The sequence below is a fragment of the Hyphomonas sp. genome, assembly GCF_046313975.1.
In the GTDB taxonomy this organism is placed as follows: domain Bacteria; phylum Pseudomonadota; class Alphaproteobacteria; order Caulobacterales; family Hyphomonadaceae; genus Hyphomonas.
This window is the reverse complement of the sequence record NZ_JBKBXB010000060.1, coordinates 1-13,443: the sequence shown is the minus strand read 5'-3', so window position 1 is coordinate 13,443 and position 13,443 is coordinate 1. Positions and strand designations below refer to the sequence as shown.

The window sequence follows — 13,443 nt, the reverse complement described above, 5'->3', positions numbered from 1 at the left end:
GCCAGACCCGTCAGCCTACAGACCATACGTGCTTGAGCGCCCACGCTGGGATGACCCGGTCTGGAGCACCGGCGTGCCCGCGCAACTTCTTGCGCTCACCGCACGCGAAGCCCTCGTGATGATCCCCCATCCTCCCCTGCGAAGCGGGGGAGGTGGCAGCGCGCTCCGCGCGCTGACGGAGGGGGCCTGCAACCTTTCCATATTGGACACCTCCTAGTTCCCTGTCATCCCGGCGAAAGCCGGGACCCAAAGGCCGCCTCGTGCATCGCCTCAAGTCTGGGTCCCGGCTTTCGCCGGGATGGCAGGAAATGAAGCTCATCGAAACTGAAAACCGGCCGGCCCCCGCCGCTCCGGCCGCACCTGCTGCCCGCAACAAAAAAACTTCACCCCGCCTGCATCCAAACGCGCCGCCCGCCGCATCTCAGGTGCAAAGGCCGCGATATTCCGGCCGCCGAAACCCTGAAGGAACAAAACCAATGACCGCCCAGACCCTTACCCGCCCCGTCGCCGCCCAGCCTTCCGTCCTCGGCCGCATCTTCACGCCGATTGCCGCGCCGGCCCCGGCCAATGACACGGCTGAGCGCGCCACGTCGCTGATCGTGCGCCGCCGCGAGCGCATCCGCCGCCGCGATGCGCGCTGATCAGACCCCTTCGCCTCCTCGCCGCCCAGGCTCCGGACCCTCCGCTCCCTCCATCCGGTGCCAGGACTCCCGGCGAGGAGGCCCCCAGGCGCAGATCCGCGCACACACAAACTCGACAGGGCAGCTTCAGGGAGCTGCCCTCTTTTTTGTCCTTGTGCGGAGGGGTCAGACGCCGGCAGCCTTCCAGGCTTCCTTCGGCCAGCGGCGATGCTGCCAGAACCACTGGCCCGGATAGGCGCGCACCTGCGCCTCGAGGAACGCATTGATGCGCAGGACCGTTCGGAGAATATCTTCGTCCGTATTCCCCGTATCTTCAGGCACGAAGGGCGTATGGAACTCGATCCGGAACCGCGCCGGTCCCATGCGCGTCGTCGAAACCGGAACAATCGGTACCTGGTATTTCAACGCCAGCCGCGTCGGCCCCGGCGCCGTCATCGCCTCATGCCCGAAGAAGGGAACAGCGATGCCGCCATTGAATTTCTGATCATTCATCAGCGCCACCGGCGAACCCTTGGACAGCGCCCGCATCAGCTCGCGCGTGCCTATCCCTTTTGGCGCATTAACCTGCGTGCCGTATGCGGCGCGCAGGTCTGCGATGCGCTTGTCGATGTGCGGATTGTTGAGGGCCCGGTAGGTCATCACCGCCCGGGGGATACGCTGCGTAATCGCCGCCGGCATGATTTCCCAGTTGGCGAAATGCCCGGAAATGAAGACCGCGCCCTTGCCGGAATCGCGAATGCCATCAAGCACGTCCAGGCCGACAATTTCCACCCGTCCGGACGTGTACGGATCAATCGCCGGCAGGTGTGGCATCTCGCCCGCTGTCCTGCCTGCGCTGTCCCATGCGGCCAGCGCCGTTTCATCCACCTTTTCTGCGTCCCAGTCCGGAAAGGCGAGGCGCAGGTTGCGCTTCATCGTCTTGTGCTGCGACAGGAGCGGGCCAATCTTCCGCATCAGCCAGCCGCCGAAATCGGATGCCTTGTCCGGCCCGAGCGCCTTCATCGGCCCCCAATAGATCAGGTCCCAGGCAATCGTTTCCAGCCGCCATTGCACCCGCTGCCAGAATGAGGCGCGGTTATCGATATCCTTCGGGCGGACATAATCGGCAGGCGTCTGGTCGTTCATGGGCAGGCCGATTTGAAGAGCGGCGCGATCAGCGCGTCAAGCGCCGCGATGTCGCTGAAGCGCGCGCGAACCGGGAAAACCTGCACCCGCCGTCGGTCCCGCTGCGGCAGGCGGACATGGTCTTTCGAGGTTGTGATCAGCATGGCCCCGTCGCGCCTGGCGATTTCGTCGAGCATGCGGATATCGCTGTCCGTATAGGGATGATGATCGGCAAACGGCACTTCATCGCGCACATCCGCGCCCGCCGCTCTCAGCGTGTCGAAGAATTTCTGCGGTCGGCCTATGCCGGCAAACGCAACCAGCGGCACGAGCGGCGCGGGCCTTGCCGGCTCAAGCCAGGCGCGCAGCACCGGCTTGCCGCTTGCCGCGACATCGGCCGGCATCGCGCCTTCGCCCATCAGCACGACCGCGTCGGCGCGCGCGAGTCCCTCCGCAACCGGCTCGCGCAAGGGACCGCACGGCAAGACGCGGCCATTGCCGAACGGATCGCCGGCATCAATTACAATCAGCGTCATATCTTTCGCCAGGGACGGATTCTGGTGGCCGTCATCCATGACAATCGCCTGCACACCCTCCGCTGCCATTGCGCGCGCGGCGAGCGGGCGTTCGCGCCCGATCCAGGCTTCGCCGCTGGCGGCCAGCAACAGGGGCTCGTCGCCCACGGCGCGATAGTCATGCATTCCCGCGTCCACTTTCAGCGGTCCGTGCTCGCGTCCGCCATGCCCACGCGACAGGGTCGCCGCGCGCAGGCCAAGCGCCATGATCCGCTCGCGGACGGCTTCGGTAACCGGCGTCTTGCCGGCGCCGCCAGCGGTCAGGTTGCCGATGCAGATGACAGGAATATCGACGGCCTCGGGCGCCGCTCCGGCCAGTTTCCGGCGCAGCCCCGCGAGATACAGCCAGCTCAGCGGCGTCAGCAAGGCGCGGGTAAGCGGAGCGGCTTCGCGGGAGCGCGGGTCAAGGCCGCCGGCCCAGAAGGCGGGCGCCTTCACGGGCGCGGCTCCTGTGCTTCCAGCAGCGGCCGGGAAATCATCGGTAGCAGCGCCGCCAGTGTTACCAGCATCGGTGCATCCGCCTCCGCTTCCAGAGAGGCAACCGCCTGTTCATGCACGACCGGCGGGTCGGCAAGGCCGGCGGCAAGGTCTCCGGAATCCTTCACGGTACGGACGAGTCCGCGCGCCGAAAGGTCGGCCATAATCGAGGCAAAGTTGAAAACATGCGGGCCCGTCAGCACGGGCTTTCGCAGCCGCACCGGCTCCAGCGGATTGTGCCCGCCGATGCCTTCGGCATTACCGCCGCCGAGATAGACGACATCCGCAAGGCGCAGCCAGAGGCCCATTTCGCCCATCGTGTCGGCAAGGATCACCCGGTCGCGCGGGCCTGCCACGTCGCCTTTCGAGCGGCGCGCGAAGGGCAGGCGTCGGGCTTTCAGCAGCGTCGCAATCTCGTCGCCCCGGTCCGGATGGCGCGGCACGATGATCAGCGCCGCATCGGTGAAGCGTTCGGTGGCGTCGAGGAACAGTTCCTCTTCGCCGGGATGCGTGGAAGCGGCCACAAAGCAGCGGCGGCCATTGATGAACCCGGCGCTCAGGCGCGCCTGTTCCACCGGATTGCCGTCGGGCGGCGACTGCGCGGATTTCAGGTTTCCCGGCACGCGTACGGCGCGGCCCATCAGGCGCTCGAGCCGCGCGCCGGTGTCAGTGTCGGCAGCAAGGATCACATCAAAGCTGCCGATCAGTTCACGGAACAATCCCTTGACCCGCTCCCAGCCCTGCGCGGACTCTTCCGTCATCCGCGCATTGACGAGCGCCCGGCGCGCGCCGGCGCGGCCGGCGTCCACGATCAGGTTCGGCCAGATCTCGCCTTCGGCGAAGATGCACAAGTCCGGGCGCCAATGTTCCATGAAGCGGCGCGCCGCCATCGGCGTATCGACCGGCGCCATTGAATGGATCGCGCTTTCGGGAATTTCCTTGCCCATCAGCTTTGCCGAAGTCAGCGTCTGGCTGGTGAACAGGAGCAGGAGGCCGGGGCGTTCGGCGATCAGGCGGCGGCCGAGTTCCAGCAGAACGCGGCTCTCGCCGACGCTGGCGCCGTGAAGCCAGACGAGAGGGCCCGGCCGGCGCGGCGGCAGGCGTCTGGCGATGCGTTCATTCAGGCGGAGAATATCTTCTTTGCCCCGGCTGGCGCGGGCCTGCAGCACGAGGCCGAGCGCCGGCGCGGCAAGGCGCGTGGCTAGGCGGTAGGCGAACAACGCAGGCGTCATTCAGTCGGCAGCTCCGGCTGGGGCGGACGGGTGTTTGTAACCCGCCAGCACTTCGGCCCGGCGGGTAGCTTCATCCAGCCCGGTTTGCAATCTCTCCCGCAAGGCTTCGGTATCGTCGTCGCGCCCGCAGGCGATCGGCGGGCCGAAAACCAGGCCGCCGCGCGTAAAGGGCAGGGGAATGATGAACCGGTCCCAGCTGTTCAGGCGCGGCGCGGGTTTCGAGGATACCGCATAGGGAATGACCACTGCCCCGGTCCGCTGGGCCAGCGTCACGGCGCCGGCGCTCGCGATCCGTCGCGGGCCACGCGGTCCGTCGGGGGTCATGCAGACGATGGCGCCGTCGCGCAGGCGTTTCGACGCTTCCGCCACCGCCCGGACGCCGCCCTTGTCCTTGTCGGTCTTCTTCTTGTTGGACTTGGATCCGCGCACGACATCCAGGTCCAGCATCCGGACCGCTTCGGCTACCGGGGCCCCATCGGGCGAGAGGGAAACCATCATCGCCGTGGGCTGGCGCCGTTCCGGCCAGAGGCGGATATGGCGGCTCCAGCCTGAAGGCATCAGGAGGATGGTTTCATGCCAGCAGGCCAGCACAACGCCCGGGCCGCCCGCGGACAGGTGGGCCCGGAACGCCTCGATGCCCTCGGCCTTCCAGCGCACCGTGCGCCCGATCAGCACCATCCAGGCCCAGATGAGCCGGCCGAGCAGGGCAATGATGACGGGCGAACGAAGCAGGGATTTCATCGGGCGGCTTATACTGCGCTTCGGGGGCAGCGCCACCTGACGCTGGCGGCAAGGTATGGTGGGCGATGCAGGGTTCGAACCTGCGACCCCTGCCGTGTGAAGGCAGTGCTCTACCACTGAGCTAATCGCCCGCCGCGAGCGCGTGGCGTAGTCGGCAAGGGCGGCAAGGTCAAGCGGGATATGTGCGCGGTGATTTTCGGGGTGAGTCGGCTGTCCCGGGCGCGCGGAACGCGGGGGAAGGGGGCTCAGATCAGCATGGCTTTGACTAGCTGCCATGCGTCTACGCATGGGAAGTTTACCCTGTCACGGGATCGCGGGACAGTGCAAAAAAGCATTGTGACAGAGCGTCGCAATACGTTTGGGCCCTTGCTACCGCTGGTCAAAGCGCGATTTTGCGGAAATCCCGTAGTTCCGGGGGAAATCCCGCATTAGGGCCGCACTGAATGCCTGTTCATGTTCAAATCTAACCAAAGCGTCATTCGAATTTACCCTTGAGAAAGACCGCAAACGTTGTCATCTAGCCGACATACAAGACGGGCCGATCAAGGTCCGCAGTATGAACCCTAAGAAGGACAGGCGCGGTGGCCCCGGCCACCAAGAGTAATAACAAGCCTGGAGAGAGCAAAAGTGAAAGACTGGTGTGACGAAGACGGCGCGAAGCGCCTTCGTGAAAAAATCAATGCGTACTGGACCGAGCGTGGTTACGAAGTCGATGTCGACCTCGTGGATGCCGGGTTCGTTCCGGCCATGCGAAGCGCCCGCACTGACGTGCGTTCCAACATGGTCAACGGCATGCCTCGCCGCCGTGCGGCGGGTGAAGCCGGTGCCGGCCGCCCGACTTACCGTCCGCGCGGCGAAGCAACCGCCTGATCCTTCAGGCCTGACAAAGCTGGAACAAGTTGGTCATAGTGGCTGATGGTGACATCCGCCCCAATCGCCTCCGCTGATTCAGCTTCGTAGCCGAAGGTCACAAAAACGAAGGGCAGTCCGGCATTCCGGGCTGCCCTTTCGTCTGTGCGGCTGTCACCGACGAACAGGGATTGTTCCGGAACGCCGCCCGCGCGCCTGATGGTTTCCAGAGGATGGTCCGCGTGCGGCTTCCGGTTTGGCACCTGGTCGGCGCCGACAATCAGGTCAAACCGGCTCGTCAGGCCCAGCTCGGTGATCAGCCGCTCGCTCAGATCCTGCCGCTTGTTGGTGCAGACGGTCAGGATCGCGCCCTGCGCCCGAAGCTCATCCAGCGCCGCGACAGCGCCTTCGAAGGGCCGCGAGTGAACCGCGATATTGGCCACATAATGCGCGATGAAGCGCTCGAAGGCCTCATCCATGTCTGCAGCATTCAGAACGGCCCCGCGCGTGCGCACGCCGGTCTCGATCATCGCCCTGGCGCCGTGCCCGATCATTTCGGCGACCGCGCCGAGTGGCACGGGCTCAAGACCAAGGCCGCCCAGAACATGGTTCAGTGCGCCAAGCAGGTCCGGCGCCGTATCGACCAGCGTTCCGTCCAGATCGAACAGGACTGTCCAGCCTTCAAAGCTAACAGGATCAACAGGTTCCATGCCGTCTTCGCCCTCGCCAAGCTGCGGGGTTTCGTCTAGGCGAGGAGGCAGAGGAAAGCGAGAGGGAGCCTGCCATTGACCACCGCTTCAGCGCAGCGCGCCGCCGTCATCCTGGCGGCTGGCAAAGGCACGCGGATGAAGTCCGCCTTGCCGAAAGTGATGCACGCCGTGGGCGGGCGCCCGATGGTCGACTGGTCGCTGGCGCTGGCGCGCGACGCGGGCTGTTCGCGGATCGTCGTGGTGGTGCACCCGACGCAGGACGTGCTGATCGCGCATCTGAAAGCAAACCATCCGGACGCCGCCATCGCCTTCCAGGACCCGCCGATGGGCACCGGCCATGCCGTGCGCTGCGCGGAAGAGGCGCTGAAGGGCTTTGAGGGCGAACTCGCCGTGCTCTACGGCGACAGTCCGCTGGTACCGGTGGGCGTGATCGAAGCCCTGTTCGGAGAGGTGGCCGCCGGCGCAAAGCTGGGCGTGCTCGGTTTCGAAGCGGCAGAGCCCGGCCTTTACGGACGCCTGATCACCAACGCGGCGGGAGATCTTGAAGCCATTGTCGAAGCGCGCGAGGCGACACCCGAGCAGCTGAACGTGCGCATCTGCAATTCCGGCGTCATGGCGGGCAGCGCGAAAGACGTGTTCCGGCTTTTGCAAAAAATCACAAATCAGAATGCCAAGGGCGAATACTATCTGACCGATCTTGTCGGCCTCGCCCGCGCCGAAGGCGGGCGCTGCGCGCTCGTCACCGCGACCGAAGACGACCTCATCGGCTGCGATTCCAAAGCCGACCTCGCCGAGGCAGAAGCGATCTTCCAGGCGCGCCGCCGCAAGGCGTTGATGGATGGCGGCGTGACGCTGGTGGCGCCGGAAACGGTGTTCTTCGCGCATGACACCGAGATTGCCACCGACGTGATCGTCGAGCCTCACGTCGTGTTTGGCCCCGGTGTGAGGATAGCCGGTGGCGCGCGCATCCGGGCGTTCAGCCATCTGGAGGGCGCCGTGGTCGGCGCCGATTGCGAGATCGGCCCCTATGCGCGCCTTCGTCCGGGTACAGTGCTGGCAAAGGGCGTGAAGATCGGCAATTTTGTCGAGACCAAGAATACCGTAATGGGAGAGGGCGCGAAGGCAAACCATCTCGCCTATCTCGGCGATGGCCGCATCGGCGCCGACGCGAACATCGGCGCAGGCACCATCTTCTGCAATTATGATGGCTTCGAAAAACACCAGACAAGCATTGGCGAAGGTGCCTTTGTCGGCTCGAACTCCGCCATCGTGGCGCCGGTGTCGATTGGTGATGGGGCCTATGTCGGCTCCGGCAGCGTGATCACCAAGGATGTGCCGGACGACGCGCTGGCCGTGGCGCGCGGCCACCAGATGACGCGCGAAGGCTGGGCGAAGACCTTCCGGACACGGAAGGCTTCCGAAAAAGCATCGAAGAAAAAGAAGGAATAACGCGGCATGGCGTTCGAACTCGAGAAGCAGAATGCCGCCGCCGCTGCGATGGAATATGTCGAAGACGGCATGACTATCGGCCTCGGCACAGGCTCCACGGCAAAGTATTTTGTCGAGCTTCTGGCCGACGAGATCGCCGATGGCCTGATTGTACGCTGTATCGAGACGAGCGTGCAGACGCGCGACCTCGCCCGCAGCCTTGGCGTGCCGCTGATCCCGTTCGAGCAGGTGGACCGCATCCATCTCACCGTCGACGGCGCAGATGAAGCCGGCCCCGGCGGCGTGCTGATCAAGGGCGGCGGCGCGGCGCTGCTGCGCGAGAAGATCATCGCGAACGCATCCGACCATATGGTGGTGATCGCTGATCCGTCCAAGGACGTTCAGGCGCTCGGTGCGTTTCCGTTGCCGGTGGAAGTGACGCCCTTCGGCTACACGATCACCGCGAAGAAGGTGCACGATGCGCTGTCGGCGTCCGGTGTTGCGCGCCCGCGTGTCGAGCTGCGCAAGCAGCCGGGCAGCCACGACCTGCTGGTCACCGATGGCGGCAATTACATTCTCGACTGCCACTGCATCCTGATCCCCGACCCGCCGCGCGCAGCCGCCTATCTTTCCGGCGTGCCCGGCGTGGTCGAGCACGGCCTGTTCATCGGCCTCGCGCGCACCGTGATCTTCGGCACCGAGACCGGCGCGCGGATCATCGAGTATTGATGTGATCACCGAGATTGAAGACTATTTCGACAAGGGATGTGGGCGCTGCGAGCGCTTTGCGACGGCGGATTGTTCCGTACAGAGATGGACGGAAGGCCTTGCCGCCCTGCGCCGCATCTGTCTTGCGGCGGGCCTCACCGAAACGGTGAAATGGGGCCATCCGGTCTATATGCATGCCGGACGCAACATCACGCTGTTCGGCGCGTTCCTGAATGATTTTCGGATGAGCTTCTTCAATCCCGGCCTGATGAAAGACCCGGAAGGCATTCTGGAAAAGGCAGGGCCGAACACGCGCGAAGCAGGCGTGCTGTTCTTTCGGGAGAATGCGGCGCCGGCGCGGATGGAAAAGGTGCTTCGCGCCTATATCGCCGAAGCGATGCGCTATGCCGAGCAGGGCATCCTGCCGGAAAAGGCGCCGCAGGAAATCGAGCTGCCGGAGGAGCTGGTCGAGGCGCTCGACGCCGATCCGGAACTTACCGAAGCCTTCCACGCGCTGACGCCCGGCCGGCAGCGCAGCTATGTGATCAACCTCAACGGCGCGAAGGCGAGCGCGACACGGCAGGCGCGGATCGCGAAATTTCGCTCCCACATCCTTGCCGGAAAGGGCGCGACCGAGCGCTGACCTTGAAACCCGCCCGCTGACCGGCCATCTGGTGCGGGGCGAGCTTCACAGACCCCTGCGGAAAACTTCATGACAAACAAGACGTATGACTATGACCTCTTCGTGATCGGAGGCGGTTCGGGCGGTGTGCGGGCAAGCCGGATCGCGGCGCTGGCGGGCGCGAAGGTGGCCGTCGCCGAGGAATACCGTATGGGCGGCACCTGCGTGGTGCGCGGCTGCGTGCCGAAGAAGTTCATGGTCTATGCCAGCGATTACGGCAAGAAGATCAGGCACGCCGCCGGATACGGATGGTCCGTGAACGGTGTATCCTATGACCACACAGCCTTCCTCAAAGCGATGCATACGGAAGTCGACCGGCTTTCCGGCATTTACAGCCGCAATGTGAACGGCGCGGGCGCAGAGATTTTCGAGGAGCGCGGTGTGTTCGTGGACGCGCACACTGTGCGCCTGATAAAGTCCGGCCGCGTGGTGACCGCAGACAAGATCCTGATCGCAACCGGCGGGCGCATCTGGCGGCCAACCCCGGAGGAGCTGCCGGGGGTCGAGCATACGCTTGCCTCGGACGATGCCTTCTTCCTCGATCCGTTGCCGAAGCGGATGGTCATTGCCGGCGGCGGCTATATCGCGCTTGAGTTTGCGCATGTCTATGCCGGGCTCGGCGTCGATGTGACAGTGGTCTATCGCGGCGAGAAAGTGCTGCGCGGGTTTGACGGTGATGTGCAGGACATCGTGACAGGAAACCTTGCGCTGGCGGGCATCAGGCTGATCACGGGCGCCATATTCGAGCGGATTGATCTGCAGGCGGACGGTGTGCGCCGCGTGAAGCTGTCGAATGGCGACACGCTCGAAACGGAAGCGGTGATGATGGCGGTGGGCCGGATTGCCAATACAGACGGGCTCGGTGCGGAGAAGGTGGGCATTGCGCTGGACAGGAACGGCGCGGTGATCGTGGACGACTGGTCGCGCACGAATGTGCCGAACATCTTTGCCGTTGGCGACGTGACCGATCAGGTAAACCTGACGCCGGTAGCCATCCGCCAGGGCCACGCTTTCGCCGACACGGAGTTCGGCGGCAAGCCGTGGAAGATGGATTATACGAACATTCCAACCGCCGTGTTCACGCAGCCCGAAGTCGGCACTGTCGGCATGAGCGAAGCCGAAGCGCGTGCGAAGTTCGGCGATGTCGATCTCTACAAGACAAACTTCAAGCCGATGCAGAACTCGCTGAACGGCAGCGCCGAGCGCGTGTTCATGAAGATTGTCGTGCGTGCCTCGGACAATGTCGTGGTCGGTGTCCATATTGTCGGCGAAGATGCCGCCGAGATGATCCAGATGGTCGCCATCGCCGTGAAGATGGGCGCCACGAAGGAAGATTTTGACCGGACCTGCGCGCTGCATCCGTCTTCTGCCGAGGAACTCGTCACGATACGGAACAAATGGGCGGCGCCGACCTAGTGCGCCGAACCGCCCTCGCTCAAACCCTTCAGCTCAATCGCAATCTGTTTTAGGCTGTTGCGGATGGCACCGAGGCCGCCGCCGCGACCGGAATGGGCGAGGAGCTGTTTCCAGGCGGGCTGGCCTTCCTGCGGCGCTTTCACGGCAAGGTGTGCCGAGCGGGGCAGGGCGGCGCTCATCAGCGCCTTTGACAGCGGGAAGCCCGCAATCTGATCGTACACGCCATTGCGCGCATCGCCTTCGAAGGTCGATTGCTCGTTGCGGCCAACGGCGTTGAACAGCACGGACAGTGCCGGGCGTTTGGACTCCTCCACCTGATCGCGGATCACGAGATTCAAGAGGCGCACGCCGCGCAGCGAGTAGATGTCCGCATGCATCGGGGCGATCACGCGGTCGGCCGCTTCCAGCGCGCAGCGCGTCAGGAAGGTGGCGTTCGGGTTCGTGTCGAAAACGATAAGATCGTATTCGCTGCGATAGTGATCGATGGACCGCAGGAAGTGCTGCTTGATCGCGGCGAGGGCGTCTCGGTCGTTGGCGAAGGCGTATTTCGAGATTTCAAACTGGCCGGAGATGATGTCGAGCCTTCCGGGGGGGCCGTCCGTACCCAGAATATCGTGCACAAAGGCGTCCCGCGCCGCCGGCGTGAAGGGCGCGGTTGTCAGGCTTAGCCAGTTCTCCGCCGGCGAGACGGCATCGCGCGCATGCAGTCGCGAGCGTTCGAACAGCGAGATCACCGAGCGGTCCGTGCCCGACCACGCGTCGGCCTCTTCCATGCTGTAGAAGGTCTGGGTGAGGTTGTATTGCGGGTCGAGATCGATCAGCAGCACGCGTCCGCCAAAGCTCTCCTGCCAGGCACCGGAGAGCTGGGCGGTGACGGTGGTCTTTCCCACCCCGCCCTTCAGGTTCATCACCGCGACCACGGGGCATTTCTTCCGGTAGGCCGCCTGTGTCTCGGCAACCAGGCGGGCGAGGCCGTCTGGCTGGGTGGAGGACAGGTGCAGGTGCGGCAGCACTTCAGATTTGAAGAAGCCGGTCAGGCGCGCCTTGTCGATCTGGTAGGGGATGATCGGCAAGCCCATCGATTTGGCCGCCTCGACATCCTGCCGCACGGCCCGCGAGCGCACTGCCGCTGCGGAAACGATCACGATGACAGCAAAGGCGGTGCCGATTTCGCCGTCCGCAGTCTCCCGGTCAGGTTCTCCCACGGCGTATTTGCTGGCAATAGCCGAGGTTCTCAGAGCTTCGTGAAGCCGGAGCAGAGCATCCGGATCCTGTCCGGAATGGCTGATATAGACATGCGGCATTGTGCCGGACCCCGCGCAGAACCCCTGAATCCCCGCGCCTTTTTAGCCGCCGGAACCCCGAATCGGCCAGCTTTGTGCTGTGAAATTATGGTGAAACTTGAGCAGAGCCCCGCCATGTGTTTTATCCGCGGCACTTAGTGGAGCGCGTACCTCATGACCTGGCATCCTTCCGACTGGCGAAAACTCCCCGCCAAGCACATCCCCGACGACTATCCGGACGTGGGTGCGCTTGCGGCAGCCGAGGCCCGCCTGCGGAGCTTTCCGCCGCTTGTCTTTGCGGGCGAGGCGCGCCGCCTGAAGACCCGTCTGGCCGAGGTGGCGGCCGGCAAGGCCTTCCTGCTGCAGGGCGGGGACTGCGCCGAGAGCTTCAAGGAATTCCACCCGGACAATATCCGCGACACGTTCCGCGTGATCCTGCAGATGGCGGTCGTGCTGACCTTCGCTGCGGCTAAGCCCGTAGTGAAAGTCGGCCGCATTGCCGGCCAGTTCGGAAAGCCGCGCTCGGAGCCGACCGAGACCATCGACGGCGTCACGCTGCCCTCCTACCGGGGCGACAACATCAACGGCATGGAATTCACGCCCGAGGCGCGCATTCCGGACCCGGAGCGGCTGATCCAGGGCTATTCGCAATCAGCCGCCACGCTGAACCTGCTGCGCGCCTTCAGCCAGGGCGGCTATGCCAGCCTTGCCAACGTGCAGCGCTGGATGCTCGGCTTCGTCGACCGCTCGCCGCAGGGCGAACGCTACCAGAAACTCGCGGACCAGATTTCCGCCTCGCTGCGCTTCATGGAAGCGGTCGGCCTCAACGCCGAAACCGTGCCGCAGATGGCGCAGGTGGAATTCTATACGAGCCACGAAGCGCTGTTGCTCGGTTATGAAGAGGCGATGACGCGCATCGATTCCACCAGCGGCGACTGGTACGACACGTCGGCGCACATGCTGTGGATCGGCCACCGCACGCGCCAGGTCGATCATGCGCATGTGAACTTCTGCAAGGGCATCAAAAATCCGATCGGTATCAAGTGCGGCCCCGGCATGGAAACGGACGAACTCCTGCGGCTCATCGAAACGCTGAACCCGAAAGACGAGCCCGGCCGCATCACGCTGATCTCGCGCTTCGGTTCGGAAGGCGTTGCCAAAGGCCTGCCGCCGCTGGCGCGCGCGGTGAAGAAATCCGGCCGCACGGTGGTGTGGTCATGCGATCCGATGCACGGCAACACGCTGAAAACCGGCACCGGTTTCAAGACGCGTCCGGTTGACCGCGTCCTGTCCGAAGTGCGCCAGTTCATCGATATTCTGCCTGCGGAAGGTTGCTATCCGGGCGGCGTGCATTTCGAGATGACTGGCCAGAACGTCACCGAATGTCTCGGCGGCGCGCAGGCGATCTCGGAAGAAGACCTCTCCAGCCGCTACCACACGCATTGCGACCCGCGCCTCAACGGCGAGCAGGCCCTCGAGCTGGCCTTCCTCGTGGCGGAGAAACTGCAGGCAGTGGAAGCCGGCGGCACGGAAGCGCGCAAGGCGGGTTAAGGCCCAAGAAATTGCCCCCTCCGTCAGCCGGCATCGTCGGCTGACG

Annotated in this window: 13 protein-coding genes, 1 tRNA gene and 1 pseudogene; 8 read left to right on the top strand and 7 right to left on the bottom strand. The window is 64.6% G+C overall.

From position 1 onward, the window contains the following. Window positions 1-217: pseudogene (locus ACK4TE_RS15140) on the top strand (hypothetical protein); the annotation flags it as partial. Between the two features lie 259 nt (window positions 218-476). After that, entirely contained in the window at window positions 477-641 is a 165-nt protein-coding gene (locus tag ACK4TE_RS15135) for a hypothetical protein (protein ID WP_409912371.1), read from the top strand. A 165-nt stretch (window positions 642-806) separates the two neighbouring features. On the opposite strand, the gene ACK4TE_RS15130 is transcribed toward ACK4TE_RS15135, so the two are convergent. The 5 genes from ACK4TE_RS15130 to ACK4TE_RS15110 form a co-directional block, all read right to left on the bottom strand. Continuing rightward, window positions 807-1,766 (bottom strand): lysophospholipid acyltransferase family protein, encoded by a 960-nt coding sequence (locus ACK4TE_RS15130; protein ID WP_409912370.1) that lies wholly within the window; start codon window positions 1,764-1,766, stop codon window positions 807-809. Continuing rightward, a complete protein-coding gene (gene lpxK, locus ACK4TE_RS15125) occupies window positions 1,763-2,758 on the bottom strand; it encodes a tetraacyldisaccharide 4'-kinase (protein ID WP_409912369.1) in 996 nt (331 codons plus the stop codon). Before lpxK ends, ACK4TE_RS15130 begins: the two co-directional genes overlap by 4 nt. After that, the gene (locus tag ACK4TE_RS15120) at window positions 2,755-4,029 is read right to left on the bottom strand and encodes a 3-deoxy-D-manno-octulosonic acid transferase (protein WP_409912368.1); all 1,275 of its coding nucleotides are present in this window, start codon (window positions 4,027-4,029) and stop codon (window positions 2,755-2,757) included. Before ACK4TE_RS15120 ends, lpxK begins: the two co-directional genes overlap by 4 nt. Continuing rightward, window positions 4,030-4,770, bottom strand: a complete 741-nt coding sequence (locus ACK4TE_RS15115; RefSeq protein ID WP_409912367.1) for a lysophospholipid acyltransferase family protein — start codon at window positions 4,768-4,770, stop codon at window positions 4,030-4,032. It lies immediately after the preceding gene. Window positions 4,771-4,826: 56 nt separating this feature from the next. Further along, window positions 4,827-4,901, bottom strand: a tRNA-Val gene (locus ACK4TE_RS15110). Between the two features lie 496 nt (window positions 4,902-5,397). Here ACK4TE_RS15110 and ACK4TE_RS15105 point away from each other — a divergent pair. After that, complete coding sequence (locus ACK4TE_RS15105) at window positions 5,398-5,640, top strand: hypothetical protein (RefSeq protein WP_409912366.1); 243 nt, start codon at window positions 5,398-5,400, stop codon at window positions 5,638-5,640. Here ACK4TE_RS15105 and gph read toward each other — a convergent pair. After that, complete coding sequence (gph, locus tag ACK4TE_RS15100; protein WP_409912365.1) at window positions 5,610-6,329, bottom strand: phosphoglycolate phosphatase; 720 nt, start codon at window positions 6,327-6,329, stop codon at window positions 5,610-5,612. The two genes, ACK4TE_RS15105 and gph, sit on opposite strands and share 31 nt — an antisense overlap. Before the next feature lie 75 nt (window positions 6,330-6,404). Between gph and glmU the strand changes: the two genes are divergently transcribed. From glmU to gor, 4 genes are all read left to right on the top strand, one after another. Then, on the top strand, window positions 6,405-7,778 hold the full coding sequence (gene glmU / locus ACK4TE_RS15095) for a bifunctional UDP-N-acetylglucosamine diphosphorylase/glucosamine-1-phosphate N-acetyltransferase GlmU (protein WP_409912364.1): 1,374 nt from the start codon (window positions 6,405-6,407) through the stop codon (window positions 7,776-7,778). Window positions 7,779-7,784: 6 nt separating this feature from the next. Next, a complete protein-coding gene (gene rpiA, locus ACK4TE_RS15090) occupies window positions 7,785-8,486 on the top strand; it encodes a ribose-5-phosphate isomerase RpiA (protein ID WP_409912363.1) in 702 nt (233 codons plus the stop codon). Between the two features lies 1 nt (window position 8,487). Continuing rightward, window positions 8,488-9,108, top strand: a complete 621-nt coding sequence (locus ACK4TE_RS15085) for a YdeI/OmpD-associated family protein (RefSeq protein ID WP_409912362.1) — start codon at window positions 8,488-8,490, stop codon at window positions 9,106-9,108. Window positions 9,109-9,177: 69 nt separating this feature from the next. Then, window positions 9,178-10,563: a glutathione-disulfide reductase gene (gene gor / locus ACK4TE_RS15080; protein WP_409912361.1), complete on the top strand. Its 1,386-nt coding sequence runs from the start codon at window positions 9,178-9,180 to the stop codon at window positions 10,561-10,563. Here gor and ACK4TE_RS15075 read toward each other — a convergent pair. After that, window positions 10,560-11,768 carry an AAA family ATPase gene (locus ACK4TE_RS15075; RefSeq protein WP_409912360.1) on the bottom strand — a complete coding sequence of 403 codons (1,209 nt, stop codon included), beginning with the start codon at window positions 11,766-11,768 and terminating at the stop codon, window positions 10,560-10,562. The two genes, gor and ACK4TE_RS15075, sit on opposite strands and share 4 nt — an antisense overlap. A 252-nt stretch (window positions 11,769-12,020) precedes the next feature. Between ACK4TE_RS15075 and ACK4TE_RS15070 the strand changes: the two genes are divergently transcribed. Continuing rightward, the gene (locus ACK4TE_RS15070; RefSeq protein ID WP_409912359.1) at window positions 12,021-13,397 is read left to right on the top strand and encodes a class II 3-deoxy-7-phosphoheptulonate synthase; all 1,377 of its coding nucleotides are present in this window, start codon (window positions 12,021-12,023) and stop codon (window positions 13,395-13,397) included. The last annotated feature ends 46 nt before the right edge of the window (window positions 13,398-13,443 follow it).

Bases quoted from the DNA above. Each gene is read 5' to 3' on its own strand.
- ACK4TE_RS15135 (WP_409912371.1), top strand. From the start codon at position 477: ATGACCGCCCAGACCCTTACCCGCCCCGTCGCCGCCCAGCCTTCCGTC.
- ACK4TE_RS15130 (WP_409912370.1), bottom strand. From the start codon at position 1,766: ATGAACGACCAGACGCCTGCCGATTATGTCCGCCCGAAGGATATCGAT.
- ACK4TE_RS15120 (WP_409912368.1), bottom strand. From the start codon at position 4,029: ATGACGCCTGCGTTGTTCGCCTACCGCCTAGCCACGCGCCTTGCCGCG.
- ACK4TE_RS15115 (WP_409912367.1), bottom strand. From the start codon at position 4,770: ATGAAATCCCTGCTTCGTTCGCCCGTCATCATTGCCCTGCTCGGCCGG.
- gph (WP_409912365.1), bottom strand. From the start codon at position 6,329: ATGGAACCTGTTGATCCTGTTAGCTTTGAAGGCTGGACAGTCCTGTTC.
- rpiA (WP_409912363.1), top strand. From the start codon at position 7,785: ATGGCGTTCGAACTCGAGAAGCAGAATGCCGCCGCCGCTGCGATGGAA.
- gor (WP_409912361.1), top strand. From the start codon at position 9,178: ATGACAAACAAGACGTATGACTATGACCTCTTCGTGATCGGAGGCGGT.
- ACK4TE_RS15070 (WP_409912359.1), top strand. From the start codon at position 12,021: ATGACCTGGCATCCTTCCGACTGGCGAAAACTCCCCGCCAAGCACATC.